The sequence below is a fragment of the Clostridiaceae bacterium genome (genome assembly GCA_012840395.1).
Lineage (GTDB): Bacteria > Bacillota > Clostridia > Acetivibrionales > DULL01 > DULL01.
On record DULL01000108.1, the window covers coordinates 1 to 25831 of the forward strand.

Annotated in this window: 23 protein-coding genes; all 23 read left to right on the forward strand. The window is 36.0% G+C overall.

Going from position 1 to position 25831, the window contains the following annotated elements:
- Positions 1–273 precede the first annotated feature (273 nt).
- Positions 274–738, forward strand: coding sequence for a ribosome maturation factor RimP (locus GXX20_11650; GenBank protein ID HHW32304.1), 465 nt, complete (start codon positions 274–276; stop codon positions 736–738).
- A gap of 47 nt (positions 739–785) precedes the next feature.
- Complete coding sequence (nusA, locus tag GXX20_11655; protein HHW32305.1) at positions 786–1892, forward strand: transcription termination/antitermination protein NusA; 1107 nt, start codon at positions 786–788, stop codon at positions 1890–1892.
- Positions 1893–1924: 32 nt separating this feature from the next.
- Positions 1925–2200 carry a YlxR family protein gene (locus tag GXX20_11660; protein ID HHW32306.1) on the forward strand — a complete coding sequence of 92 codons (276 nt, stop codon included), beginning with the start codon at positions 1925–1927 and terminating at the stop codon, positions 2198–2200.
- Positions 2157–2516: a 50S ribosomal protein L7ae gene (locus GXX20_11665; protein HHW32307.1), complete on the forward strand. Its 360-nt coding sequence runs from the start codon at positions 2157–2159 to the stop codon at positions 2514–2516. Before GXX20_11660 ends, GXX20_11665 begins: the two co-directional genes overlap by 44 nt.
- Positions 2503–5811 (forward strand): translation initiation factor IF-2, encoded by a 3309-nt coding sequence (gene infB, locus GXX20_11670; protein HHW32308.1) that lies wholly within the window; start codon positions 2503–2505, stop codon positions 5809–5811. The genes GXX20_11665 and infB overlap by 14 nt, the downstream gene beginning before the upstream one ends.
- 16 nt (positions 5812–5827) lie before the next feature.
- The gene (rbfA, locus tag GXX20_11675; protein ID HHW32309.1) at positions 5828–6175 is read left to right on the forward strand and encodes a 30S ribosome-binding factor RbfA; all 348 of its coding nucleotides are present in this window, start codon (positions 5828–5830) and stop codon (positions 6173–6175) included.
- Between the two features lie 16 nt (positions 6176–6191).
- Positions 6192–7166, forward strand: coding sequence for a bifunctional oligoribonuclease/PAP phosphatase NrnA (locus GXX20_11680; protein HHW32310.1), 975 nt, complete (start codon positions 6192–6194; stop codon positions 7164–7166).
- An 8-nt stretch (positions 7167–7174) separates the two neighbouring features.
- Positions 7175–8059, forward strand: a complete 885-nt coding sequence (gene truB, locus GXX20_11685; GenBank protein HHW32311.1) for a tRNA pseudouridine(55) synthase TruB — start codon at positions 7175–7177, stop codon at positions 8057–8059.
- A gap of 38 nt (positions 8060–8097) precedes the next feature.
- On the forward strand, positions 8098–9051 hold the full coding sequence (locus GXX20_11690) for a bifunctional riboflavin kinase/FAD synthetase (GenBank protein HHW32312.1): 954 nt from the start codon (positions 8098–8100) through the stop codon (positions 9049–9051).
- A gap of 39 nt (positions 9052–9090) precedes the next feature.
- Positions 9091–10371, forward strand: a complete 1281-nt coding sequence (locus GXX20_11695; protein HHW32313.1) for an insulinase family protein — start codon at positions 9091–9093, stop codon at positions 10369–10371.
- A gap of 40 nt (positions 10372–10411) precedes the next feature.
- Entirely contained in the window at positions 10412–11698 is a 1287-nt protein-coding gene (locus GXX20_11700; GenBank protein HHW32314.1) for an insulinase family protein, read from the forward strand.
- A gap of 177 nt (positions 11699–11875) precedes the next feature.
- Positions 11876–13027 carry a prolipoprotein diacylglyceryl transferase gene (locus GXX20_11705; GenBank protein HHW32315.1) on the forward strand — a complete coding sequence of 384 codons (1152 nt, stop codon included), beginning with the start codon at positions 11876–11878 and terminating at the stop codon, positions 13025–13027.
- Positions 13028–13052: 25 nt separating this feature from the next.
- Positions 13053–14192, forward strand: a complete 1140-nt coding sequence (locus GXX20_11710; protein HHW32316.1) for a rod shape-determining protein RodA — start codon at positions 13053–13055, stop codon at positions 14190–14192.
- A 264-nt stretch (positions 14193–14456) separates the two neighbouring features.
- Complete coding sequence (gene mraZ / locus GXX20_11715; GenBank protein ID HHW32317.1) at positions 14457–14891, forward strand: division/cell wall cluster transcriptional repressor MraZ; 435 nt, start codon at positions 14457–14459, stop codon at positions 14889–14891.
- Between the two features lie 32 nt (positions 14892–14923).
- On the forward strand, positions 14924–15865 hold the full coding sequence (rsmH, locus tag GXX20_11720) for a 16S rRNA (cytosine(1402)-N(4))-methyltransferase RsmH (protein HHW32318.1): 942 nt from the start codon (positions 14924–14926) through the stop codon (positions 15863–15865).
- A gap of 247 nt (positions 15866–16112) precedes the next feature.
- Positions 16113–16604 carry a cell division protein FtsL gene (locus tag GXX20_11725; GenBank protein ID HHW32319.1) on the forward strand — a complete coding sequence of 164 codons (492 nt, stop codon included), beginning with the start codon at positions 16113–16115 and terminating at the stop codon, positions 16602–16604.
- A 131-nt stretch (positions 16605–16735) separates the two neighbouring features.
- Positions 16736–18910: a PASTA domain-containing protein gene (locus tag GXX20_11730; GenBank protein ID HHW32320.1), complete on the forward strand. Its 2175-nt coding sequence runs from the start codon at positions 16736–16738 to the stop codon at positions 18908–18910.
- A 34-nt stretch (positions 18911–18944) separates the two neighbouring features.
- Positions 18945–20411 (forward strand): UDP-N-acetylmuramoyl-L-alanyl-D-glutamate--2,6-diaminopimelate ligase, encoded by a 1467-nt coding sequence (locus GXX20_11735; protein ID HHW32321.1) that lies wholly within the window; start codon positions 18945–18947, stop codon positions 20409–20411.
- Positions 20412–20417: 6 nt separating this feature from the next.
- Complete coding sequence (locus tag GXX20_11740) at positions 20418–21812, forward strand: UDP-N-acetylmuramoyl-tripeptide--D-alanyl-D-alanine ligase (GenBank protein HHW32322.1); 1395 nt, start codon at positions 20418–20420, stop codon at positions 21810–21812.
- Positions 21813–21842: 30 nt separating this feature from the next.
- Positions 21843–22823, forward strand: a complete 981-nt coding sequence (locus GXX20_11745) for a phospho-N-acetylmuramoyl-pentapeptide-transferase (protein ID HHW32323.1) — start codon at positions 21843–21845, stop codon at positions 22821–22823.
- A 94-nt stretch (positions 22824–22917) separates the two neighbouring features.
- Entirely contained in the window at positions 22918–24024 is a 1107-nt protein-coding gene (gene ftsW, locus GXX20_11750; GenBank protein ID HHW32324.1) for a putative lipid II flippase FtsW, read from the forward strand.
- An 11-nt stretch (positions 24025–24035) separates the two neighbouring features.
- On the forward strand, positions 24036–25136 hold the full coding sequence (gene murG / locus GXX20_11755; GenBank protein ID HHW32325.1) for an undecaprenyldiphospho-muramoylpentapeptide beta-N-acetylglucosaminyltransferase: 1101 nt from the start codon (positions 24036–24038) through the stop codon (positions 25134–25136).
- A 175-nt stretch (positions 25137–25311) separates the two neighbouring features.
- Positions 25312–25695: a UDP-N-acetylglucosamine 1-carboxyvinyltransferase gene (locus tag GXX20_11760; GenBank protein ID HHW32326.1), complete on the forward strand. Its 384-nt coding sequence runs from the start codon at positions 25312–25314 to the stop codon at positions 25693–25695.
- Positions 25696–25831: the final 136 nt, after the last annotated feature.

Sequence of the window (25831 nt, forward strand, 5' to 3'; positions counted from 1 at the left end):
AAGTGTTTTCTCAATGACAGTATACCTTTTAAGCTGCTCTTGTGACATTAGATAATACACCTTGCCCTTCATAGTGACATTTTATCAAAATAATTAACAAGGTGACATTATCATAAAATAAACACAATAATTTGATTAAAATAATTGATATATGTTAATAATAATGATATAATACTAGTTGACTTAAGGATATATATTTTTTTCGAAGAGTGGGCTTATCCCACTCTTTCGTATTATGTCCTTGTTAAAGTCAATATTTTGGAGGATTTATGTATGTCAAAGAAAAAAATTGAAGGAATAGTAACTGAGTTAGCACAAGAGATTGTGGAGAAATATTCTTTTGAATTAGTGGATGTTGAGTTTGTTAAAGAGGGAATGGCTTGGTATTTAAGGGTATACATTGATAAACCCCAGGGCATTACCATAGATGATTGCCAGATTGTAAGCCAGGAATTGGATAAAGTATTAGATGAGAAGGACCCTATAAGTCAGAGTTATATTCTGGAGGTTTCATCACCTGGCCTGGACCGGCCTTTAAAAAAAGACAGGGATTTCGAAAGGTATAAGGGAGAAACAGTTGAAGTAAAACTTTTTCAGCCTATAGATAAAGTTAAGGTTTTTGTTGGAGAATTGGAAGGTTTGATAGACAATAAAATCAGAATTAGACAGAATGGATCACAAATTTTAGAATTTGATAGAGATAAAGTAGCTTTGGTTAAAAGAGTTGTTAAATTTTAATAAATAATAATTTAATAATTAAATAGGGAAAGTGGGAGGTTAGTGGAATGAGCGCAGAGTTAATACATGCGTTAGAGCAGTTGGAGAGGGAAAAGGGAATAGATAAGGAAACAATAATCGAGGCCATAGAAGCGGCCTTGCTCTCTGCATATAAGAGAAATTTTGGTTCAACACAGAATGTCAGGATTAATATAGATAGAGAAACAGGAGCAGTAAAAGTTTTTACACTGAAAAAAGTGGTTGCCAATCCAAAGAATGAAGCAACGGAGATATCCCTTGAGAATGCGAAAAAAATAAATCCAAGTTTGGAAATAGACGATGTTGCAGAAATAGAGGTAACTCCAAGGAAGTTTGGAAGAATAGCTGCCCAGACTGCCAAGCAGGTAGTTGTTCAACGCCTTAAGGAGGCAGAAAGAGGGATTATATACGATGAATTCTATAATAAAGAAGATGAAATTGTAACTGGGATTATTCAGAGAGCAGAGAAAAGAAATCTGATTATTGACATGGGAAGAGCGGAAGCTGTATTGCCTCCTCAGGAACAAACCCCGGGAGAAGAATACCGCTTTAATGATAGGCTGAAGGTTTATATTGTTGAAGTAAAAAAGACCTCAAAAGGGCCTCAAATTACTGTTTCGAGGACGCATCCCGGATTGGTAAAAAGATTATTTGAACTTGAAGTTCCTGAAATCCATGATGGTACAGTTGAGATAAAGAGTTTGTCGAGAGAACCTGGCTCCAGGACTAAAATAGCTGTTTTCTCAAAAGATGAAAATGTGGATCCTGTTGGAGCATGTGTAGGACAGAAAGGAACAAGAGTCCAGGCAATAGTTGATGAACTTAGGGGAGAAAAAATTGATATTATAAAATGGAGTAGTAATCCTGCGGAATATATATCCAACAGTTTGAGCCCTGCCAAGGTGGTTAGGGTTGATATTGATGAAGCGGAAAAAAGTGCAAGGGTAATAGTACCTGACTACCAGTTGTCTTTGGCTATTGGCAAGGAAGGGCAGAATGCAAGGCTTGCAGCCAAACTAACAGGCTGGAAAATTGATATTAAGAGTGAATCCCAGTTAAGAGCAACCATTGAACAGCAATTATTAAATTATGACGAGAATTATAAGCCTGACTTCTTTGAAGATGACATTAGATAGTTTTTCAGAGATGGAAGGAATGGTGATTCAATGTGAAACAACGAAAAATTCCTATGCGTATGTGCCTGGGTTGCCATGAAATGAAGCCTAAAAAAGAACTTGTCAGGGTAGTTTGCAATAAGGAGAACGAGGTTAGTGTTGATTTAGTTGGCAAGAAGCCCGGCAGAGGTGCATACATTTGCAGAAATATAGATTGCTTTGTAAAAGCAAGGAAGGGAAAAAAATTTGAAAAAGCTTTTGAAACATCAATAAGTGACGAGGTATATGATCTATTGGCAAAACAAGTGGAGGGAGATAGTGTTCAATAAAATATATGGATTTCTGGGCTTGGCTGCTAAAGCAGGTCAGGTTGTATCGGGCGATGATACCTGCGAAAGAGCTATCCGCTCCGGTAAAGCAAAACTTGTTATAGTTGCCGAAGATGCAACGGATAATACTAAAAAAAAGTTTAATAATATTTGTATGCATAAAAAAGTTGACATAGTGTTTTATGGCAAGAAAGAGCTTCTTGGCAAATATATAGGGAAGGATGTGCGTTCGGTATTGACTATAACCAACGAGGGTTTTGCGGCACGCTTAAGAGAACTGACCCAAAGTTCTAGAGTTGAAAATGGGGGTGAATAGATTGGAAAAGGTTAGAATTTATGAACTAGCGAAAGAACTGAATACAACAAGTAAAAGGCTTATAGAAAAGTTGGCTGAAATAAATATAATAGTAAAAAATCATATGAGTCTTCTGGAAGAACATGAGATTAAAGCTCTGTATAAACATATAGGTGTTATTCAGCAGGATAGTGAAGCAAAAGAAGAAGAAAAGAAAATGCCAGAAGCTCAGCCATCAGTAGAAAGTAATAGAAACTTAAAGAATATTAAGAAGAATGCACCGAGAATTATCAGGACTACAGAAATAAGAGTTGATTCCGAAAAGAAAGAAAAAACCGTTCCTCCCAGTACGAAGGCATCAGGTAACCGGAGTGGCAAATATAATAATTCTAAAAGAGATTTTGTAAGAGTTGCTGATGATAATTCAGGATTAAGAGCTGGGTTTGTAAGAGATACAGGATACGACTCTATAATGGAGTTGATATCTTTAAATAAGAAAAAGAATATAAAACAGAGTGATGAAAGCAAGAAGCCGCAAAGCTATGAGGAAATAAAACAAGAACTTAAACAGGAACCTAAACAGGAAATAAAGCATGAAGTAAAACAAGGGATAAAGCAGGAAGTAAGGCAAGAAATCAAACCTGTGGCTAAACAAGAAGCCAAGCTTGAAATCAAGCCAGAATCTAAACATGAAGCTAAGTCTGAAGTTAAGCCTGAGGTTAAACCTGAAACTAAGCAGGAAGTTAAGCCGGAAATTAAACAGGAAATAAGACAAGATATCAGGAAGGATCTCATTGCCGGCAACAAGACAGCTTCTCAGGCACATGAGCAGATAGACAAAAGAGTGGACGCTGCAAAACAGGAAACTAAACTTATGCAGGAAGAACAAAAAACCGAAAAAAGCCTGGAACAGAAGACTGTTCAAATACATGAGCAAGCTGCTGAAAAGAAAGAAGACACACATATTAGTAAAGTTGACTTCACCCATGAATCTGCTTCTGTCATAAACAATGAAGCAAAGCCAGAAGTTGCTGTTGTCAATAGAACTGAGCCAAGGGAGCAACAGGGGGAAGCTGCTGAGCATCACAGGGTTAATGTTGAGAAATTTAGTAAAGGCATTAAAGAGGATAAGACTATATCAAATATTAATCAGAATGAAAAAGATGCTCCCAAATCTGGTAGCAAACAGCCAGAAAAAACTATTGAGATTTCAAAGCCTGATCTTACTGCATCCAAGAAAGAACTAGGCAGTCAGCGAAGTGAACTAAAGCGTGACTATTTAGAAAAAGAATTTGTAAAAGGAGAGAAGAAGGTTTCCAAGAAGGATATCCTTTCCAATCAGGGCGGAAGAACCAAGAAAATCAAGCCCAAGGCTTTTATGCTTCATGACAAAAGGGGGTTATCCGAGGTTCTTTCAGAAGATTTTATATACGATGAATTTTTAATTGATGAACAGGAGCTTAAAAAATCAAGGAAGGTACAAAAACCTAAAAAAGAATCAAAAGTTAATGCGAATACTTCAGTTAGCGAAGAAAAAACCAAGAATATTCCCCATAAAGCAGCTGTTTCCTCTATAAAAATACCTGAAAGTCTAACAGTGAAAGATTTTGCTGAAGCTTTAAAGAAAACATCTACCGAGATTATTAAGAAGCTCATGAGTATGGGTCTCATGGTAACAGTAAACCAGGAAATTGATTTTGATACTGCAGCTATTGTAGCTGATGAATTTAATATAAAGGTTGAGAAGGAAGTCGTTATTAACGAGGAAGATATCTTATTTGACGAAACTGAAGATGATGAAAGCAAATTAAAACCAAGGCCACCTGTAGTGGTAGTCATGGGTCATGTTGACCATGGAAAAACTTCTCTCCTTGATGCTATAAGACAAACCCATGTAACTGAAAGTGAAGCAGGTGGAATAACACAGCATATTGGTGCGTACACAGTAACAATTAACAATAGAATTATTACATTCCTTGATACTCCGGGACATGAAGCCTTTACTTCCATGAGAGCAAGGGGAGCACAGGTAACAGATATTGCCATACTGGTAGTTGCAGCTGATGATGGTGTTATGCCACAGACTATTGAGGCAATAAATCATGCTAAAGCAGCAAATGTATCGATAATAGTTGCTATTAATAAAATAGATAAACCTGATGCAAATCCTGAGAGAGTAAAGCAGCAGTTGGCAGAGTATGGACTCCTCATTGAGGAATGGGGTGGAGATGTAATAGCGGTACCTGTTTCAGCTAAGCAAAAGACAAATATTGACCAGCTTCTTGAAATGGTACTACTTACTGCAGATATTATGGAACTTAAGGCTAATCCTGACAGACAGGCTAAGGGTACTGTAATTGAAGCAAAACTTGATAAGAACAGAGGTCCTATTGCAACCTTACTGGTTCAAAGAGGTACATTGAATGTTGGGGATACAATTATAACAGGCAGCATTATGGGAAGAGTAAGAGCAATGGTTGACGATAAGGGCAAAAACATTAAGAGTGCAGGACCTTCAACTCCTGTTGAGATACTTGGATTGCCTGAAGTACCTGAAGCGGGAGAAACGTTCTATGTAATTACCGACGAAAAAGTTGCCAAGAGCCTGATAGAAAAGAGAAAGAACAAGCAGAGAGAAGAGCAGCTTAAGTCAACGGCAAAAATTTCTCTTGAAGATTTGTATAATCAAATTCAAGAAGGTAAAGTTAAGGATTTGAATATAATAGTAAAAGCTGATGTTCAGGGATCAGTTGAAGCTATAAAACAAGCACTTGAAAAACTGACTAATGAAGAGGTAAGAATTAATATTATTCATGGTGGAGTAGGTGCGGTCAATGAATCAGACGTTACCCTTGCAAGTGTATCCAATGCAATAATTATTGGGTTTAATGTGCGGCCGGGACCTAATGTTATGGAAATTGCGGAAGATCACAAGGTTGATGTCAGGTTATACACAGTAATTTATGAGGCTATTGAAGATATAGAGAAAGCCATGAAGGGTATGCTCGAACCCACCTTTAAGGAAGTTGTCCTTGGGCATGCAGAAATAAGGCAGCTATTCAAAGCATCAGGTGTAGGAACAATAGGTGGAGCATATGTAACTGACGGAAAAATTGTAAGAAATTCAGGAGTCAGAATTGTTAGAAATGGTATAGTTGTGCATGAAGGCAAACTTGCTTCACTTAAGAGGTTTAAAGACGATGTAAGAGAAGTTGCGCAAGGTTTTGAATGTGGTTTGTCAATTGAAAGATTTAATGATATTAAAGAAGGAGATATTGTAGAATCCTATATAATGGAAGAAGTAAAAAGAGAATGAGAGGCGGTGCTGATATATGGCAAATAGGATTAGCAGAATATCTGAGGAGATAAAGAGGGAAATAAGTAATATTATCCAAAATGAGCTTAAGGATCCAAGGCTGCCTCAGATAGTTAGCATTACTTCTGTAGATACCACCAAGGATTTAAGGTATGCAAAAGTATACGTAAGTATACTGGGAAGTGAGGAAGACAAAAAGAATGCTATGGATGCATTAAAGAGTGCCGCAGGTTATATAAGGCGTGAAATTGGCCACAGGGTACAAATCAGATATACTCCTGAAATACTTTTTGAGCTTGATGATTCTATTGAACGAGGAATATACCTGAGCAAGCTTATTGATGATACAATGAAGGGAAAATGAGGGGCTGCAGTATAACATGATATTTAATAGTCTGGCTTCAGAGATCAATAAAGCTGAAAGTATTGCAATTTTACCACATATTTCAGCAGACGGAGACGGATTGGGTTCAAGCTTTGCTTTGGGACTGGCTCTTAGAAAAATGAATAAACAAATCAAAGTTTTTCTTGAAGAGCCAATTCCATTTATATATGATTTTCTCCCAGGAAAAGAATTAACAGGAATTATTACCCAAGAACCTGAAAACTGCGATATAGAATATGACCTGGCTATTGCTTTAGATACAGGAAGCCTGGACAGGCTTGGGAAGAGAGCTGCAATATTCAAAAACTCAAGAGTTACTTTGAATATTGACCATCACAGTACAAATTCTGAATTTGCCCACATAAATTATGTACGCGCAGAAGTGTCATCTGTTGGTGAGATAATATACAGGTTGCTTAATACTTTGAATGTGGATATCGACAGGGATATTGCAGCATGTCTCTATGTTTCTATTTCAACTGATACCGGAGGATTCAGATACAGCAATACAAAGCCTGAAACTCATAGAATAGCTGCAGAGCTTATAGAAAAAGATATTAATGTATCAGAAATATCCCAGAGAGTATTTGAAACTAACTCTCTGGAAAAAGTGAAACTCATGGCACATACAATAAATTCCTTGCAGCTGTTTTATGGAGGAAAAGTAGCGGTTACAGCAATTACAGATGAAATCATTAAGAGTGTTGGTGCCAAAGACGAAGATAGCGAAGGTTTAGTAAACATAGCCAGAAGTATTCAAGGCGTTGAGGTTGCTGTAATGCTAAAAGAAAATAGTGATCATACCATAAAAGTAAACTTAAGATCTAATAATTATATTGATGTGGCTGCTGTTGCCAATCACTTTTCGGGAGGAGGACATAAAAGGGCAGCGGGATGCATTATTAAAGCCAGCCTCGAGGAAGCAAAAACAATGCTTCTGGATAAGATTAAAAATGTACTGATGAGTTGATAAAATTTATGAATGGTATAATTAACGTTTTAAAACCACCCGGCATGACTTCTTTTGACGTGGTTTCATATTTACGGGGCCTATTAAAGCAAAGAAAAATAGGACACACTGGGACCCTTGACCCCGGTGCGGTGGGAGTGTTGCCTATATGTTTTGGCAGTGCTACAAAAGCAATTGATTACATAATGAACAAAAATAAGATTTACAGGGTTGAGTTGACTCTTGGAACTGAAACTGATACCCAGGATTCCTTCGGAAATGTTATTAATACATGTGAAGTAAAAGTTTCTGAACAGGATATAATAAATGTCATTAACAGCTTTAAAGGAAAGTACCTGCAGGTACCACCTATGTATTCTGCAATTAAAGTAAATGGGAAAAAATTATATGAGCTGGCCAGAAAAGGTGTGGAAATAGATAGGAATCCCAGAGAAGTTGAAATATATAAAATTGAAATTATCCGACAATCAAAGGGAAGAGTGCTTTTTGATGTGAGTTGCTCAAAAGGTACCTATATGAGGACTTTGTGTTCAGATATAGGTAAAAAGCTGGGTTGTGGAGCACATATGTCTTTTTTGGTCAGAATGGCTGTTGGAAATATGCATATCTACTCTGCATTAACTCTTGAAGATATATTATATTTTTATAAAACAAAACAATTAGACAGTAAAATTATTAAAATTGATAGCGTTCTTGAAGAGTATAAGCCTGTTATGCTCAATAGTTTTGAAGAGAGAAAGTTTAGTAATGGGGCCGCTGCAAAAATTTGCGGTAATTTTTTCAAAACAGGTGAGTTGGTAAGGGTATACAGTACTGATAATAAATTCATTGCTTTGGGGGAAATTGTAAATAGTCAGAAGGGTGTATTTGTAAAAGTAAAAAAGTTTTTTTAGCACTTTAAGTCTCGACTTTAGTAATGGGGGATTAATTAATGGAAGTAATATACGGAAGAGAAAAGCTAGCTTTGGTAAATAAACAGCAAACAGGAGTTGGACTTGGTAATTTTGACGGACTTCACATAGGCCATATGGCATTAATAAATACCTTAATTGCCGAAAGTAAGAAGAGTGGTTTGACTTCACTAGTATATACTTTTTCCAGGCATCCTGAGGATGTCATAGCAAAAGAAAATTCAACTCCTATCATAACAACTGTCCAGAAGAAATCAGAATTATTGGCAAAAACTTCCCTGGATTATTTATGTTTTGATGAATTTGATGAATGTTTTTCAAAAATGGAGCCTGAAGATTTTATTAAAAATATTATTATAGGCACTCTGAATGCTAAACTAGCTGTTGTTGGTTTTAATTACAGGTTTGGACATAAGGGCAAGGGAAATCCGGACATGCTTAGAGATATCGGAAATAAATACAATTTAAAGGTTGAAGTTATTCCTCCTATAAAAGTAAATGATGAGATTGTAAGCAGTACTTTAATAAGGACTAATATTTTTAATGGTAACATGGAAAAAGTATCTAGCCTTCTTGGACGAAATTATTCAATAAGAGGAAAAGTAGGTAAAGGAAGACATGTAGGAAGCCAGCTGGGATTTCCTACTGCTAATATCTATCCTGAAAAAACCATCGCTTTGCCCAAATATGGCGTATATATAACAGTTACCAAAATAAACGGTAAGGAGTATCAGAGTATTACCAACGTAGGTATGGCACCTACTTTCGGACTGCAGAAAAAAGTCAGCGTAGAAACCTTTATTTTTGACTTTAATGATGATGTTTACCAGAAGGAAGCAGAGATCTTCTTTCTCTCACAACTAAGAGAAGAGAGAAAATTTAACAGTGTAGAGGAATTGGTGGAACAGATTAATAAAGATATTTTAGAAGGGAAAAAATATTTTTCTTCCAAAGGTGAATATACTACTGAATAATTAAGTTCTATATAAGTATACTATATTCAAAAGGAAGGGATGGATACTTTGGAAAATAATATATCATTGATTGAATCTTTTTGTGGTATAGATGTTTACCTGATAAAAACAAATAAATTTAAAACAAATACAGTAAATATTTTTTTTCATGATGTATTAGATGAAGAAAGAGCTACGAAGAATGCACTCATTCCGGCTGTTCTCAGAAGAGGATGCCAAAAGCTGCCTACGTACCAGGATATTGCCCTTTATCTTGAAGAGTTGTATGGAACGGTTTTTGACTGTGGAGTTGCCAAAAAGGGTGAACGGCAGTTAATGCATTTCTATATGGAGTTCTTAGCTGATATTTATGCAGATTCTGATGACAGTTTATTTCAAAAAGCATTTGAAGTGATTTTTGAAATAATCACTCAGCCTGTACTCGAAAATGGCATGTTCAAAGAAGATTATCTAAAGCAGGAGAAAGAAAATCTCAGGAAATTGATTGAAAGCAGGATAAACGATAAGGTTCAGTATGCTGTTGACAGATGTTACGAGGAAATGTGCAAAGGTGAGCCTTTTAGTGTGTATGAATACGGCTCTGTGGCCCAATTAGAAGAAATAGGGAACAAGGATTTATATGATTACTATAAGACCTGCATTGAAACACTTCCTATGCAGGTATTTCTAACTGGGAATATTAGTGATGACAACATTAGGTTTGCACTGAAAAAATTAAAAAGCATAAAACGTAGAAATCTAAAGGAGTTATCACTCTTGAATATAAAAAGTGAAATACAAAAAGTCAGGGAAGTTACCGAAAAAATGGATGTAAATCAAGGCAAGCTGTCCTTAGGATTCAGAACCAATATTTTTCCTGGTGACAAGGAATATTACCCTCTTGCATTATACACCAGCATTTTAGGTGGTGGAATTCATTCTAAACTGTTTCAGAATGTAAGAGAAAAACAGAGCCTGGCTTATTACATTTTCTCACGGCAGGAAATATTCAAGGGACTATTGCTTGTTAGCTGCGGTATTGAAATTGAAAACAAAGAAAAGGCTGTTAAAATAATTATTGAACAGGTGGAAGAAATAAAAAGAGGAAATATTTCTGATTATGAATATGAATCTGCACTTAAAACTATGGAAACAGGAGTTAGATCATTGCAGGACAGCCAGATTCAGATGGTGGATTTTTTCGTAAGCCAGATTGCGGCCAATACAAAGGATAATTTTGAAACTCTTATTGAAAAACTAAGAAAAGTTACAAAACAGGATATTATAAAAGTCGCAGAAAAAGTCCAGCTTGATACTATTTATTTTTTGACAAGCAAATGAATATTTCCATAAGCAAAATAAACTTTGGAAGGCGGTTACTATGAACATTAAGGAAAAGAATTATTCCAAAATAAATGAGACCATGTATTGCTATGACCATAAAAGCGGTCTAAAGGCTTTTGTAATACAGAAAAAAGGTTATTCAAAAAAATATGCAGCTTTTGCTACGAATTACGGGTCCATAAATAATCAGTTTATTGCTCCGGGGGATAAGGAAGTAACAATTGTACCTGAAGGCATTGCTCATTTTCTTGAGCACAAGCTTTTTGAACAGAAAGATGGAAATATAATGGACAAATTCTCTGAGCTCGGTGCGAATCCTAATGCCTATACTGGATTTAATCAAACAGTTTATCTGTTTTCATGCACCAATAATTTCAGTGAGAATTTTAAACTTTTGCTGGAGTTTGTGCAAAATCCGTATATTACCGAAGAAAGCGTAGAAAAGGAAAAAGGTATAATTGCTCAGGAAATAAAGATGTACCAGGATGATCCGGGATGGAGATCTTTTTTTAACTTATTGGGAGCTTTTTATAGAGATAATCCTGTTAGGATAGATATTGCCGGAACAGTAGAAAGTATAAGCAATATAAACAGAGATATATTATATAAATGTTATAATACATTTTATCATCCATCCAATATGATGATACTTGTTGTGGGAGATGTAGATCCAGGGGAAGTATTCGAACAAGTGGAAAAAAGCATAAAAATTACGGATTATGCTCCTGAAATTATCAGAATCTTTCCCGAAAGGGAGAAAAAATTAAATAAAAACTTCATTCAGCAAAATCTCCAGGTTTCAACTCCTTTGTTCCAAATGGGATTTATGGACAACCCTGACATAACCGAGAATATTGATTATCTGAATAGGGAAGTGGCAGTGAAAATACTTTTGGAAATGATTATGGGAAAGAGTTCACAGTTATACGGAAATCTATATAATCAGGGATTAATAAATAATACGTTCGAGTTCGATTATTCATTGGAAAGGAATTATGCTTTCTCTGTTATTGGAGGAGAATCAAGCGATCCTCTGAAAGTGAAAAAGATTATTACACAGGAAATTGAAAACTTGCATAATAAGGGAATTGATGCCGGAAGTTTTGAAAGAGTAAAAAAATCCATGTATGGAAGATTTATTAGGCAGTTTAATTCAATAGAAAGAATTTCCCATGCTTTTATATCCATATATTTTAAGAATGTTAATATGTTTGACTATTTAGATGTATATGATAAAATATCATTTGAGTATGTTTCAAAGGTTTTCAAAGAACATTTTAACTTAGATAAATTTGCATTATCAGTGATAAATCCATTATCATAAAAACAGCAAGAGTACTCCCGCTTCAATAAGCAGGAGATGAATTGCTATAGCATAACTAGGGCAGGGACTACCCGATGTGAGGCTCGTGGACGCAGTAGATAACTAGGCGTATGAAGCGAGAATCTTCACCTGTTATAAGGTGGAGAAGTTCAAAAAATTAAAAGGTAGGGGATATAAATGAATATAGTAGAATTTCCAGGATTATGGGGTCTTCGTTTCTCAATAAATCCCGTTGCTTTTAATCTATTTGGCATACCTATATATTGGTATGGAATAATTATTGCCTCATCTATATTACTATCTATATTAATGGCAATGCACGACAGTAAGAAATTTGACATAGAATCTGACACAATAATTGATTTGGTTTTATATGCAGTTCCTGTGGCAATTGTAACTGCAAGATTATATTATGTTATATTTTCCTGGGATGATTTTAAAGATAATCTGATGGATATTTTCAATACCCGTCAGGGAGGACTGGCTATATACGGAGCAATAATTGGAGCTGTTATTGTTGCTTATATATTTGCTAATAAAAGGAAAATCGGAGCTTTTAAGCTTTTTGATTTTGCTTCACCTTATCTGCCTTTCGCCCAAGCAATAGGAAGATGGGGGAATTTTATAAACCAAGAAGCTTTTGGGGCGAATACCAGCTTACCCTGGGGAATGACAGGGGATATAATTAAAAGAGAATTACAGTATTTACGGGATTCAGGATTAAATGTAACTCCTTCACAACCTGTGCATCCTACTTTTTTGTATGAATCGTTATGGAATTTGGGCGTTTTCTTTATCCTTTTATGGTACAGAAAACATAAGAAACGTGAAGGTGAAATATTTTTCCTTTATATGATTTTATATGGTATAGGCAGATTCTGGATAGAAGGATTAAGACTGGATAGTCTCATGCTTGGAAATTTAAGGATATCCCAGGTCTTGGCTGCTTTATTTGCAATTGCTTTTGGAATAGCATTCCTGGTTAGAAGAAAGAAGATGGAAGAAGAAATGATTAACAATTTAGTGATCGGAGAAAGCAAATATGGTGCATTATTAAAAGAAATAAGAAATAGTGAGCAAAATGAAGATGAAATAACAGAAAATGAAGCTGCAGAAGAAGACAATATAATAGAAGATAAAAATGAAGAAGATGAAATATTAAAGGATGAAGTTGGAGAAGAAAATAATAGTATTCTTTACGATCAACAGGAAAATGTAAATGAAGAGATTTATCATGAGAATTCTGATGAAAATTCTGAAGGACGATTAGGAGAATTAACCAAGGATCATACGGAATTACCTGGCAATGTACAGGAAGATAATCTCTAAATCACCGGATAAAGAGAGTTCGAAAATGTATTTTATTGAAAAAACGAAAGACATTAATTTTATAAAACAATTTGATTATATACTTTTTGGTGCTGTACTTTCTCTTTCTATCATCGGGTTATTTGTGTTGAGCAGTGCCACAAAAAATATGCCTGATGGTGCGAGAATGATGAGAGTACAGATATTTAGTTTTGTTATTGGTTCTTTACTTGCATTAATAATCAGTGCAATTGACTACAAAGTTTTTAAGAATGTAAGTGTGTTGCTGTATCTTGGCAGCATATTTCTTCTTATCCTGGTTCTTTTTGTTGGTAAGGGTTATGAAACTGTAGGAAGTAGAAGTTGGCTGGTTATACCTGTATTTGGAAGTTTCCAACCTGCCGAATTTGCAAAAATAACTTTTGTTGTGTTTGTTTCAGTTTTTCTTGAAAGAATCAAGGATGGGCAAGGCAATAAAAAAGATATAGTGAAATTTGTAATTTATTCAGTACTGCCTACATTATTAGTAGGACTGCAGCCTGATTACGGAACTGCTTTTGTATTTGTCTTTACATTTTTCATAATGATTTTCGTATTCGGTATAAAATATAAATATATTTTTATTACCGCAGGATTGTTTTTGCTTTCCACACCATTACTCTGGTTTTATGTACTAAATGAACCCCGTAAAAATAGAATTAGAGAATTCCTGTTTCCCGGACAGGATGAACTAGGAACTAGTTTTCAATCTGAGAGGGCAAAAATGACGATAGGGTCGGGACGTATTTTTGGTAAAGGACTATATCAGGGAATACAAACCCAAAGCAATGGAGTGCCTGTAAAGGAATCTGATATGATATTTACAGTTATTGGTGAAGAGCTGGGATTTATCGGTTGTATAATTGTTGTAATTCTAGTTTTTATAATATTATTCAGGTGTTTGCATATTGCCAGAAGTGCACGTGATTATTACGGCTCATATGTAGTAGCAGGACTAACAGGCATGTTGGGATTTTATTTTATACAGAATATTGGAATGTGTTTACAGCTTATGCCTGTAACAGGTTTACCCCTTCCATTTGTAAGTCAGGGTGGAAGTGCCATGATTACGAATTTCATATTAATTGGAGTTATCTTAAGTGTATCCATGAGAAGAAAACGGGGGATGTTTTTTACTCAGCAATAAGTGAAACTAGCAAAGAAGCACGGGGACCAGAAAGAAAGGGGACGTTTCTTGAAAGCAAAGGGACGGTTCTTCTGCTTCCTTTTGGAAGCAGAAGAACCGTCCCTTTGCTTCCCTTTGCTTCGAAGAACTGTCCCTTTGCTTTTGAATATTAAAAAAAAATCCAATTACATCTTGATTATTATTCCATAATGAAATAAAATTACATTATAAGTGGTGGAAAGTGGTGGAAAGTGGTGACAAGTGTCACCGAGAGGTAAGGTAAGTATGTTATTTTGCGGTGAATACCAACATACGATAGATCAAAAAGGAAGGATTATTATTCCTTCAAGGTTTAGAGAAGGTCTTGGTGATAAGTTTATTATAACCAAAGGTCTTGATAACTGTCTGTTTGCGTATTCACAGGATGAGTGGGAAGGAATACTTTCAAAACTAAAGTCAATACCCCTGACAGATAAGGAAGGGAGAGCTTTTGTAAGATTTTTTGTAGCAGGTGCAATGGAATGTGAAATTGATAAACAGGGAAGAATACTTATACCTCAAAATTTAAGGGATTATGCAGGTCTTGGCAAAGATGCATATATCCTGGGCGCAATTAACAGAGTTGAAATCTGGGATAAAGAAAGCTGGATTGCCCATAGCAGTGATTTTAACGATAATGCTGATAAAATTGCTGAAAAAATGTCTGCATTGGGCATTTAGAATACATAGTAAGTAAGAGTAGTTGGAAACATATGAACTTTGAACATAAGCCTGTTTTATTAAAAGAATGCATTGATAATCTGGATATCAAGCAGGATGGCATTTATATTGACGGCACTATTGGTGGAGCCGGACACGCAATAGAAATATACAAAAGATTATCTGAAAAGGGTACTTTGATTGGAATTGATCAGGATCCATTTGCAATTGAAGTATCGAGGCAAAGACTTGCACAATTGGAAGGACAAGCTTCATTTATATTAGAAAACAGTAATTTTTTGTATATGAAATCAATATGCCGTAAAAACAATATTACAAATGTGGATGGTATCCTGTTGGATTTAGGTATATCTTCACATCAGGTAGATGAGGCAGAGAGAGGATTCAGTTATCAGAAAGACGCACCACTTGACATGAGAATGAACAGGCAGGGGGAATTGACAGCTGAGATTATAGTAAATGAGTTTGGCGAAGAGGAGATAAGAAATATACTTTGGGAGTACGGGGAGGAAAAATGGGCTTCAAGAATAGCTTCTTTCATTGTTGATTACAGAAAGAAGCAGAGAATTAAAACCACATTCCAGCTTGTGGACATAATAAAGGCTGCTATACCGGCCAAAGCAAGGCGAGAGGGCCCTCATCCTGCTAAACGTACTTTCCAGGCAATAAGGATTGCAGTTAACGATGAATTAAAAGTACTGGAACAGGTTATTGATGATGCCGTAGCACTGTTAAATCCAGGAGGCAGACTTTGTATAATTACTTTTCATTCACTTGAAGACAGAATAGTAAAAACACAGTTTAAAAACAGAAGTGATCCATGCAGATGTTCAAAGAAGCTACCGGTATGTGTATGCGGTGCTGTAAAAACTCTGGATGTTGTAAATAATAAACCAATTACAGCTTCGAAAGAAGAACTGGAGGATAATCCCAGAGCCAGAAGTGCGAAATTAAGAGTTGCAAAAAAGGTTTAGTGGTTTAATACTAATTTCAAATTATTTGTTTATCAGCAATTTAACATAGACAGACTGGTAAAATACCAAAGATAAAGAATAATACGCAAAAGATAAGGAAAAAGAAGAAAAACACAGAAGATAAGGTTATTATTTGCAAAGGATAAAAATTAAAACATACAAAAGAAAAAACAATAAATATACAAAAGATAAATTTTTAATTTTTAACCTCATGTGCATTCATAAATCATGTTTGAGGTGAATAAGAATGAAACATGGCTCAGAAAATTACGTTTATGGTACAGCTGTCCCCAAAATAGAATATGATGTCTATGAAGATAATAAGGTTCTTAAAGAAAAAAAGAAACAAAAGGCAAAATATAAAGTAAGGCTGAGGATAGTTTTTACCATTATTTTCGTGTTCGCAGCCAGTTTACTTTTAATGTCCAGGTATGCCTTAATAACAGAACTTAATTACCAGGTTAGTGATCTGGATAGAAAATATAACGAAATAAAAAATGAAAATTCAAGACTTAAAGTTCAAATAGAAACCGAAATGAGTCTGTCAAAAGTAAAAGAAATGGCCGAGACAAGATTAGGAATGCAAAGCCCGGACAGATACCAGAAGGTATATATAAGGGTTCCAAAGAATGATGTTACGAAGGTTGCAAAAAACTACATGGAAGAAAACGATAAAAGCAATAAATTATTTGCGTTTCTTATGAATATAGTGAATAAAATGATAGGATTAATAGACTAATGTTTATCAACATGTTTATAAATTATACAAAAATATGGAATGACATAAGACAGAGACTTTAGATAAGTGTAAATATTTTTGCACAATCTGCGGTCTTTTTTTATAAATGGACTTTGACAGGGGGGTAAATATTGGCAGGAGCAAGTATAACTACCAAGAAAAGATTATTATTTATTTTGTTATGTTACTTTCTTGTTGTGGTAGCTTTAATAGGTAGAATAGCATACATACAGATAGTTCAGGGAGACGAGCTTCAGAAAAAAGCTTTTCAACAGCAACAAATGGGAAGGACAATAAGCCCTGCCAGAGGAATAATTTATGACAGAAACGGAAGAGAATTGGCAATAAGTGCTTCAGTAGAGACTATTTCTGTCAATCCCAATGATATTGCAAAATCAGGAAAGTCTCTTGATATGATTGCTGAAGGCCTTTCAGACATATTGAATCTTAATAAGGAAGATGTACTTAAGAAACTATCAAAGAATACACAGTATGAATACATTAAAAGAAGAGTTGATAAAGAAATTGGTGATAAAGTAAGGGAATGGGCTGAGAAGGAAAATATAAAGGGAATATATATTGATGAAGATACTAAGAGGTTTTATCCCGGCAGAAACCTGGCATGCCAGGTTATAGGATTCACAGATATAGATAACCGGGGCATTGAAGGCATTGAAGCAGTAATGGAAAAATATCTGAAGGGAGTCCCCGGAAAGATATTAAGCGAAATGGATGCGGGAGGAAGAGCACTTCCTTTTAGTGTTGAGAAGCGGATAGAAGCACAGGATGGCTTAAATGTAGTTCTTACAATTGATGAAACCATTCAGTATATAGCCCAGAATATATTGGAGACTGCAATAAACGATTATAAAGTGGCAGGTGGTGGCGTAATAATTGTAATGGATCCAAGAAATGGTGATATACTGGCCATGGTATCAAAACCTGACTACGATTTAAACGATCCCTATGCTCCACCTCCTTTTGTAGATGCCACAACATGGAGGGGCTCTGCCAGTAACGATGACGTAGACATCTTAAGGCAAACTGTATGGAGAAACAAAAATGTAATGGACACTTATGAGCCAGGGTCAACCTTCAAGACAATTACTTCAGCTGCAGCTCTGGAAGAAGGTATTATAACACCTGATACTCCTGTTAATGATTTTCCTGTAAAACTTGCCGGATGGACCATCAGTTGTTGGAGGGCAAATCCCCATGGCAATGAAACATTCAGAGAAGGAGTATACAATTCATGTAACCCTGTATTCGTTAAGATAGCGCAAAGTTTAGGGATAGACAGGTTTTATTCTTATGTAAGAGCTTTTGGTTTTTTTAGTAAAACAGGAATTGAAGTTACTAAGGAGGAAATTGGTGTTGTTCATGAAAAACCTACTGAAATTGACATGGCAGTAGCCTCCTTCGGACAGAGACTTACAGTTACCCCAATTCAAATGATTACCAGCTATACCGCTATTGCTAATGGTGGTAAACTGATGAAACCAAGACTTGTAAAAGAACTTACTGATTCTGAAGGTAACATAGTAAAGAAATTTGAACCTGAGGTGGTAAGAACTGTAATATCCGAGCAGACTGCAAGTACAATGTTGAATATATTAGAAGGTGTTGTATCTGAAGGTACGGGAAGCAATGCTTATGTTAAAGGATACAGGGTGGCAGGAAAGACAGGAACATCGCAGACAACACAAAATAATGTTTATATAGCTTCTTTTGTAGCCATAGCTCCTGCAGATAACCCGGTTATATGTGCATTGGTAGCTCTGTTTGACCCAAGAGGAGAATCTTATATGGGCGGCGCAATAGCAGCTCCTACAGCAGGGAAATTAGTTGAAGAAGTGTTAAGCTATCTCGGGGTTGAGAGAAGGTATACTGAAAAGGACAAGGAAATGATGCTGAGGGAAGTATATGTTCCTGAGGTAAGAAATATGACTGTAGCTGAAGCAGCAAAAAAATTGGCGGAATATGGTTTGAAATACAGAGTGGAAGGAGATGCTAATAATAAAGATGCATTGGTTCTGGAGCAAACACCCCTGCCAAATGCTATCTTGACCGAGAAATCCCTTGTTATATTATATACATATAAGCCTGCAGAACAAACTAAAGTTGCAGTGCCGAATGTATTGAATAAAACTATTGATGAAGCCACTGAAGCTTTGGAGCAGGTTGGTTTGAATATTAAAATATCAGGCATGGGTATTGCGGTTAAACAATATGTCCAACCAGGAGAGGCTGTACCACTTGGTGAGGTAATAGCAGTTGATTTTCAACATGTAGATAATATTGAGTAACCAACAAAGTTGGCTTAAGTGGAGGTACATATTTATGAAATTAAGAGAACTTATTGATGGAATGGAAATAGTATCAGCCAGGGGTGATATGGATATCAGGATAAAAGATATTGCATATGACTCCCGAAAAGTAAAGAAAGACTTCCTTTTTGTTTGTATGGAAGGAGCTAAGACGGACGGACATTTGTTTGTTCAAGATGCCATTGAAAATGGAGCTGTTGCATTAATTGTACAAAAAGAAGTAAACGTTCCTGAGAATATACCTGTAATTTTGGTAAAGAACTCAAGATATGCACTAGCTTATGTTTCCAGTGTTTTTTTCGGGTATCCCTCAACAAAATTCCACTTAACAGGAATTACAGGAACAAAAGGAAAAACCACAACAACCTATATGGTTAAGTCCATTTTGGAAAAATCCGGCCAGAAGGTAGGACTTATAGGAACTATAGCAAATCACATAGGAAATGAGATTATATATACCGAAAGGACAACTCCTGAATCATATAATCTCCAGCATTTATTTGCTGAGATGGCGGAAAGGGTTGTGGATTCTGCTGTGATGGAAGTGTCTTCCCAGGGGCTTGCCCTTCATAGAGTAAGCTGCACTGATTTTGATATCGGTGTATTCACAAACCTGTCAAAAGATCATATAGCTCCCGGAGAACATGCAAATATGGAGGAATATTTCCTGGCCAAAACCAAACTGTTTAAAATGTGCAAACAAGGCCTTGTGAATGCAGACAGTGAATACAGCCAGAGAATAATAGCAGGTGCTGAATGCGGTATTACAACCTATGGAATATATAAAGATGCAGATATCAGGGCTGTAGATATTGTCAAATATCCGGACAAGGTGGAATATAAAGCTATAACTCCATGGTTTGAGGGGAAAATTACAGTTAACATTCCAGGAATATTTTCTGTATACAATTCACTGGCTGCAATTGGTATATGCGGTATGATGGGAATATCCTATATAGATATTAAAGCAGGACTGGAAAGAGTTAATGTTCCGGGAAGAGCAGAGGTGGTAAATACAGGTACTGACTTTACAGTAATGATTGATTATGCTCATACACCTGACAGTCTGGAAAACATATTAAGCACAGTAAAGGATTTTGCTCCGGGAAGGGTTATCAGTTTATTCGGTTGCGGAGGAGACCGGGATAAAACAAAGAGACCACTTATGGGAGCAGTATCAGGTAGAATAGCTGATTTTACAATAATAACATCGGACAATCCAAGAACTGAAGAACCTTCTGCAATAGTGAAGGATATAGAGGCAGGAATTAAGGAGACAGACGGAAAATACATAGTGATAGTAGACCGCAGGGAAGCAATAAAATACGCTATAATGAATGCTCAACCTGGTGACATTATTGTCCTGGCCGGTAAAGGGCATGAAACATATCAGACTTTTAAAGACAAGACTATTAATTTTGACGAAAGAGAAGTGGTAAAAGAAATACTGTATGAAATAAGAGGCAAGAATTTGGAGTGATGATTAATGCTGGCTTTAAAATGTAGTGAAATACTAGCTGCCGTAAGGGGAGTTTTACTAAATGGAACTCCTGATGCCGAAATAACAGGTGTGTCTATAGACTCAAGAAAAATAATGGATGGAGACCTATTTATACCTATAAAAGGTGAACGTTATGACGGCCATGACTTTATAGAACAAGCAGTTAATTCAGGAGCAAAAGCCGTATTAACAAGTAAGGATATCAAGATTGACGGAGGTAGTATTGTAGTAATAAAAGTCAATGACACTAAGAAGGCTCTTGGAGATTTAGCGGCTTACTATAGAAGCAAGTTCAATATACCATTTATCGGAATAACAGGAAGTGTTGGTAAAACCAGCACCAAGGAAATGGTAGCCTGTGTTCTCGGTCAGCATCTAAATACACTTAAAACCATGGGAAACTATAATAATGAGATAGGCCTGCCACTATCAGTATTAAATCTGGACTCACGCTATCAGGCTGCTGTTTTTGAAATGGGCATGAATAGCTTCGGAGAAATCAGCCGTCTGACTTCTATTGTAAAACCTGATGTTGCGATAATTACTAATATAGGTATGGCTCATATTGAGAAACTTGGTTCCAGGCAGAATATTCTAAAAGCAAAACTGGAGATACTTGAAGGTTTAAGTAAAGAGGGACTGGTTATACTTAACGGTGATGACAAGCTTTTATCGGGTATGAGAGGTTTGCTGGGATTTAGGACAAAGTATTTCGGAACCGAGGAAGAAGTAGACTATAAAGCAGAAAATATCAGATTAGCCGGTGAAAAAGGTTCTTATTTTGAAATCAGAATAGATGGTGTGGATTATGAAATTTATGTACCTGCACCTGGAATACATAATGTATATAATGCTCTTGCTGCAATAGCTTCAGGAATTGAACTAAATATACCTGTTGATGATATTATAAAAGGTATAAGAGAATATAAACCTGAAAAAATGAGATTAAATATCATTGAACTAAAAGATATAAAGATAATAGATGATACATATAATGCCAATCCCCAGTCAATGGAAGCAGCATTAAATGTTTTAAAAGATGTGGCAGGAAATTCAAGAAAAATAGCTGTATTAGGTGACATGCTGGAAATGGGGGAATGGGCTGATCAGGCTCACTACGGTATTGGAAAACTTGCTTTTTCAAAGGGCATAAATTATATTATAACCGTAGGAAACAATGCTAAAAAAATAGCTGAAGGTGCATTGAATTCCGGAGCAAACCCTGAAAATGTGAAAACTTTTGAGAATAATGCTCAAGGATGGAATTACCTGAAAGAATTAATTATGTCTGGGGATGTAATACTTGTAAAAGGTTCCCGGAGTATGAAGATGGAGGAAATTGTAAATAAACTAATGACAGACAGAAATACTATACAATAAAAGGGGAGATTAGATTTGCCTGATATTTCAATATATTTTTCGGCACAGGCAAAGGCTTTTGCATTAACATTCGCATTAGCACTTGTTGTAGGTCCTATTATTATACCTATACTAAGAAAGCTGAAATTTGGTCAGACAGTAAGGGATGATGGACCTTCCACACACCTTAGAAAAAAAGGAACCCCAACAATGGGGGGAATTATTTTTTTAATACCTATAATAATTGTAGCTTCTATATATTATTTCGAATATCCTCAAATGCTGCCTCTTGTTTTTGTAACTGTAGGCTTTGGCCTGGTTGGTTTTATTGATGATTTTATCAAGGTTACAAGAAAGAGGAAAGATGGATTGAATCCCAGTCAAAAGATGCTGGGGCTATTTGCAGTAAGTACAGTTTTTGTAGCCTATGTTTCATTTAACCCTGAACTGGGGACAGATATAATCCTTCCTTTTTATGGACTGGAACATACTCTTGAATTGCCAGTATGGATATTTATACCTTTTAATATTCTTGTGCTCTTAACTATGACCAATGCAGTAAATCTAACTGATGGAGTTGATGGGCTTGCTGCAGGAATTACATTAATAGTTATGGTATTTTTTGCCATAATAACCATGGCATTTCCCGGATGGTCATATGTGAAAATGTTCTCTTCTATTGTTGCAGGTGGTTGTCTGGGGTTTTTGATATTTAACAAATATCCAGCCAGAGTTTTTATGGGAGACACTGGCTCACTTGCTCTCGGAGGAGCTGTAGGAACCGTGGCTGTCATAACAAAAATGCCATGGGTTCTACTTTTAGTTGGTATTGTATATCTTGTTGAAACTGCCTCGGTAATAATTCAGGTGGTTTCTTTCAAGACAAGAGGTAAAAGGATTTTTAAAATGGCACCTCTCCACCATCATTTTGAGCTATTAGGTTGGAAGGAAACAAAGGTTGTGGGGGTTTTTTGGACAGTAACTGTGATTTTCTGTATTATTGCATTAACTGCTTTACGGATTATGTTTTAGCATACCAAACATTGAATATTAAACTAGGATTCTAATAAATAAATTTGCTGAGTATATTACTAAAGAGGAATAATTCATTTTAAGGAGGCAATGGATGAAAGCCCAGAAGCCTGTAGATTTTTGGATATTTATGTCGGTGCTGATATTGTTGTCAGTTGGATTGGTAATGGTTTTTAGTGCAAGTGCTCCGACAGCTTATAATACAACCCAGGATGCATATTACATATTAAAAAGACAGCTTCTATATGCGGTGATAGGAGTTATAGGGATGCTAGTGGCGTCTGTTATCGATTACAGGAAACTCAGAAAATTATCTCCGTTAATACTTGTACTTAGCATAGGTCTCATGATTCTTGCCTTAGTTCCTGGAATTGGAAGAGAAACAAAGGGTACATGGAGATGGATTTATATAGGAAATTTTCAGTTCCAACCCTCTGAAGTTGCCAAGCTTGCTATAATTCTGTTCTTCTCACATAGCCTTTCAAAGAGGAAAGATAAACTTGATTCCTTCTTTAAGGGCCTTTTTCCTTATCTGGTGTTGTTAGGAATATTTGTTATTATATTAAGATATCAAAGGCATATGAGTGCAACTATAATTATTGTGTCCGTTGCATTTATTCTGTTATTCGGTGCAGGAGCTAAAATACGCCATTTCTTAATAATGGTAATTCCTGCAGTAGCCGGGATTGGAATAATAATATTTTTTACAGATTATATGAGAGACAGAATAGAAGCATACATTAACCCCTGGAGTGATCTTCAGGGAGCAGGATGGCAAGCTGTACAATCTTTGTATGCCATAGGCTCCGGAGGACTTTTTGGACGGGGTCTGGGCAGAAGTATGCAAAAATTCCTGTATTTACCTGAACCCCATAATGATTTTATTTTTTCTGTAATGGCCGAGGAGCTCGGTTTTATAGGAGTGCTGGCAGTACTGATGCTTTTTCTGATTTTTATATGGAGAGGAATAAGAGTGGCATTAAATGCGCCAGATATGTTTGGATGCCTGGTAGCTCTAGGTATTACTTCGCTGATAGCAGTACAGAGCTTGTTTAATGTTGCGGTTGTAACCGCATCAGTACCACCGACAGGAGTATCCTTGCCTTTCTTCAGTTCAGGAGGTACTTCACTTTTGTTGTTTTTATATGAAGTGGGAATTTTGCTTAATATATCCAGGTACTCTAATATTGAGAAGATTTGAGGTGTAGAAAATTGAATGTATTAATATCAGGAGGCGGAACAGCGGGACACATTAATCCCGGAATTGCCATAGCCAAATTTGTCAGGAGCAAGCACCCGGATGCTAATATTCTATTTGTTGGTACCAGGAGAGGCATGGAAGGGAAACTGGTACCTGCAGAAGGATTTAATATAAAGTTCATAAAAGTAAGGGGATTTAAAAGGAGCCTTTCCTTTGACAATCTGGTTGTGGTGAAGGAGCTTTTTGAAGGCCTGAGAGAGGCTAAAAAAATAATAAATGAGTTTAAACCTGATATTGTAATAGGAACAGGAGGATATGTATGCGGACCTGTGGTATATATGGCCTGGAGAATGAAGATACCAACGCTTATTCATGAGCAGAATGCTTTCCCTGGGGTTACTAACAGGATTTTAGCCAGGTTTGTTAATGCTGTAGCAATAAGTTTCAAAGAATCGGAGAAGTACTTCAAACATCCTGAGAAACTGGTATATACAGGCAACCCTATCAGACAGGAAATAATACAGTCTAAGAGGTCCTCTGCTAGAGAAAAGCTTGGTTTAAAACCTGGAGAAAAGCTTGTGGTAATTGCGGGAGGAAGCCTTGGAGCTCAGAAAATAAATCAGGTTGTAACCAGCATGCTTTTGAAGTATGGGAAATTAATTGATTACAATATTATATTTTCAACAGGCAACTCCCAATATGAAACCGTAAAGAAATCCTTGGAGGGTTTTTCCAAACCTTCTATAAAGATTGTTCCTTATATATATGATGCGGCTGATGTGTATGCCGCCGCCGATATTATGGTATGCCGGTCCGGTGCAATTACCTGCAGTGAAGTTACTGTACTTGGACTTCCGGCCATAATGATACCCTCACCAAATGTTGTCGCAAACCACCAGGAGTATAATGCCAGATCATTAGAAAAACAAGGGGCTGCTGTGGTTATTCTTGAAAAGGATTTTAATGAAGAGGTGTTGTATAGTCAAATAGATAAATTGCTTATGGATGAAACAAAGTTACATAAAATGTCTGCTAATTCTAAGAAAATTGGCATTCAAAATGCATCTGAAAAGATTTATGAAGTTATAGAAAAGTTAATAAGTAACGAATAGGGGTGTATAATGGGACACACTTCCCTAAAACAGTAATTTGAGGTATGTCCTAAATTAAGGAAATGGGACACACCTCCTTGTATTAATAAATTGAGGTATGTCCCATTTTTTTTATGTAATGTAACAATTTTTCCAGCCTTGCATAGTATATTATTGTAGTGCGAGGTGGAAGTGTATGAGCAAATTAATTATAACAGGTGGTAAGAAATTAAATGGTGAAATTTTGGTTGAGGGCTCAAAAAATGCCGTATTGCCCATTCTTGCTGCCACTGTATTAAACAGTGGCATTAGTGTCATTAAAAACTGTCCTAAACTCAGGGATGTTGAAGTTGCATTGGAGATATTAAAAAGTGTAGGTTGTAAGATTAAATGGGAAAAAGATGTAGTAACGGTAGATAGTTCTACCATAACTGAGACGAAGATTCCTGTAGACCTTGCTACCGAAATGAGGTCATCCATTATTTTTCTGGGACCTATGCTTGCCAGGTGCGGAAAAGTTACTATAAGCTATCCGGGTGGATGTGTTACTTTATTGACAAAATATATTAAGTTTATATGAAATATTTAATATATGGTTTAAAACAAAGCGCAAAACATGTATAATAGTTCTGAACTATAACTTCAAAATAATATCCATTATTTACCAATTATAATTGGGAAGTTATCAAAATTTGTATCAGGGCTGTAATTTAATA

Excerpts from the sequence above, each read along its gene's own strand:
- GXX20_11650 (HHW32304.1), top strand. The coding sequence starts at position 274 with ATGTCAAAGAAAAAAATTGAAGGAATAGTAACTGAGTTAGCACAAGAG.
- nusA (HHW32305.1), top strand. The coding sequence starts at position 786 with ATGAGCGCAGAGTTAATACATGCGTTAGAGCAGTTGGAGAGGGAAAAG.
- GXX20_11665 (HHW32307.1), top strand. The coding sequence starts at position 2,157 with ATGATCTATTGGCAAAACAAGTGGAGGGAGATAGTGTTCAATAAAATA.
- infB (HHW32308.1), top strand. The coding sequence starts at position 2,503 with ATGGGGGTGAATAGATTGGAAAAGGTTAGAATTTATGAACTAGCGAAA.
- rbfA (HHW32309.1), top strand. The coding sequence starts at position 5,828 with ATGGCAAATAGGATTAGCAGAATATCTGAGGAGATAAAGAGGGAAATA.
- GXX20_11680 (HHW32310.1), top strand. The coding sequence starts at position 6,192 with ATGATATTTAATAGTCTGGCTTCAGAGATCAATAAAGCTGAAAGTATT.
- truB (HHW32311.1), top strand. The coding sequence starts at position 7,175 with ATGAATGGTATAATTAACGTTTTAAAACCACCCGGCATGACTTCTTTT.
- GXX20_11690 (HHW32312.1), top strand. The coding sequence starts at position 8,098 with ATGGAAGTAATATACGGAAGAGAAAAGCTAGCTTTGGTAAATAAACAG.
- GXX20_11695 (HHW32313.1), top strand. The coding sequence starts at position 9,091 with ATGGATACTTTGGAAAATAATATATCATTGATTGAATCTTTTTGTGGT.
- GXX20_11700 (HHW32314.1), top strand. The coding sequence starts at position 10,412 with ATGAACATTAAGGAAAAGAATTATTCCAAAATAAATGAGACCATGTAT.
- GXX20_11705 (HHW32315.1), top strand. The coding sequence starts at position 11,876 with ATGAATATAGTAGAATTTCCAGGATTATGGGGTCTTCGTTTCTCAATA.
- GXX20_11710 (HHW32316.1), top strand. The coding sequence starts at position 13,053 with ATGTATTTTATTGAAAAAACGAAAGACATTAATTTTATAAAACAATTT.
- mraZ (HHW32317.1), top strand. The coding sequence starts at position 14,457 with ATGTTATTTTGCGGTGAATACCAACATACGATAGATCAAAAAGGAAGG.
- rsmH (HHW32318.1), top strand. The coding sequence starts at position 14,924 with ATGAACTTTGAACATAAGCCTGTTTTATTAAAAGAATGCATTGATAAT.
- GXX20_11725 (HHW32319.1), top strand. The coding sequence starts at position 16,113 with ATGAAACATGGCTCAGAAAATTACGTTTATGGTACAGCTGTCCCCAAA.
- GXX20_11735 (HHW32321.1), top strand. The coding sequence starts at position 18,945 with ATGAAATTAAGAGAACTTATTGATGGAATGGAAATAGTATCAGCCAGG.
- GXX20_11740 (HHW32322.1), top strand. The coding sequence starts at position 20,418 with ATGCTGGCTTTAAAATGTAGTGAAATACTAGCTGCCGTAAGGGGAGTT.
- ftsW (HHW32324.1), top strand. The coding sequence starts at position 22,918 with ATGAAAGCCCAGAAGCCTGTAGATTTTTGGATATTTATGTCGGTGCTG.
- GXX20_11760 (HHW32326.1), top strand. The coding sequence starts at position 25,312 with ATGAGCAAATTAATTATAACAGGTGGTAAGAAATTAAATGGTGAAATT.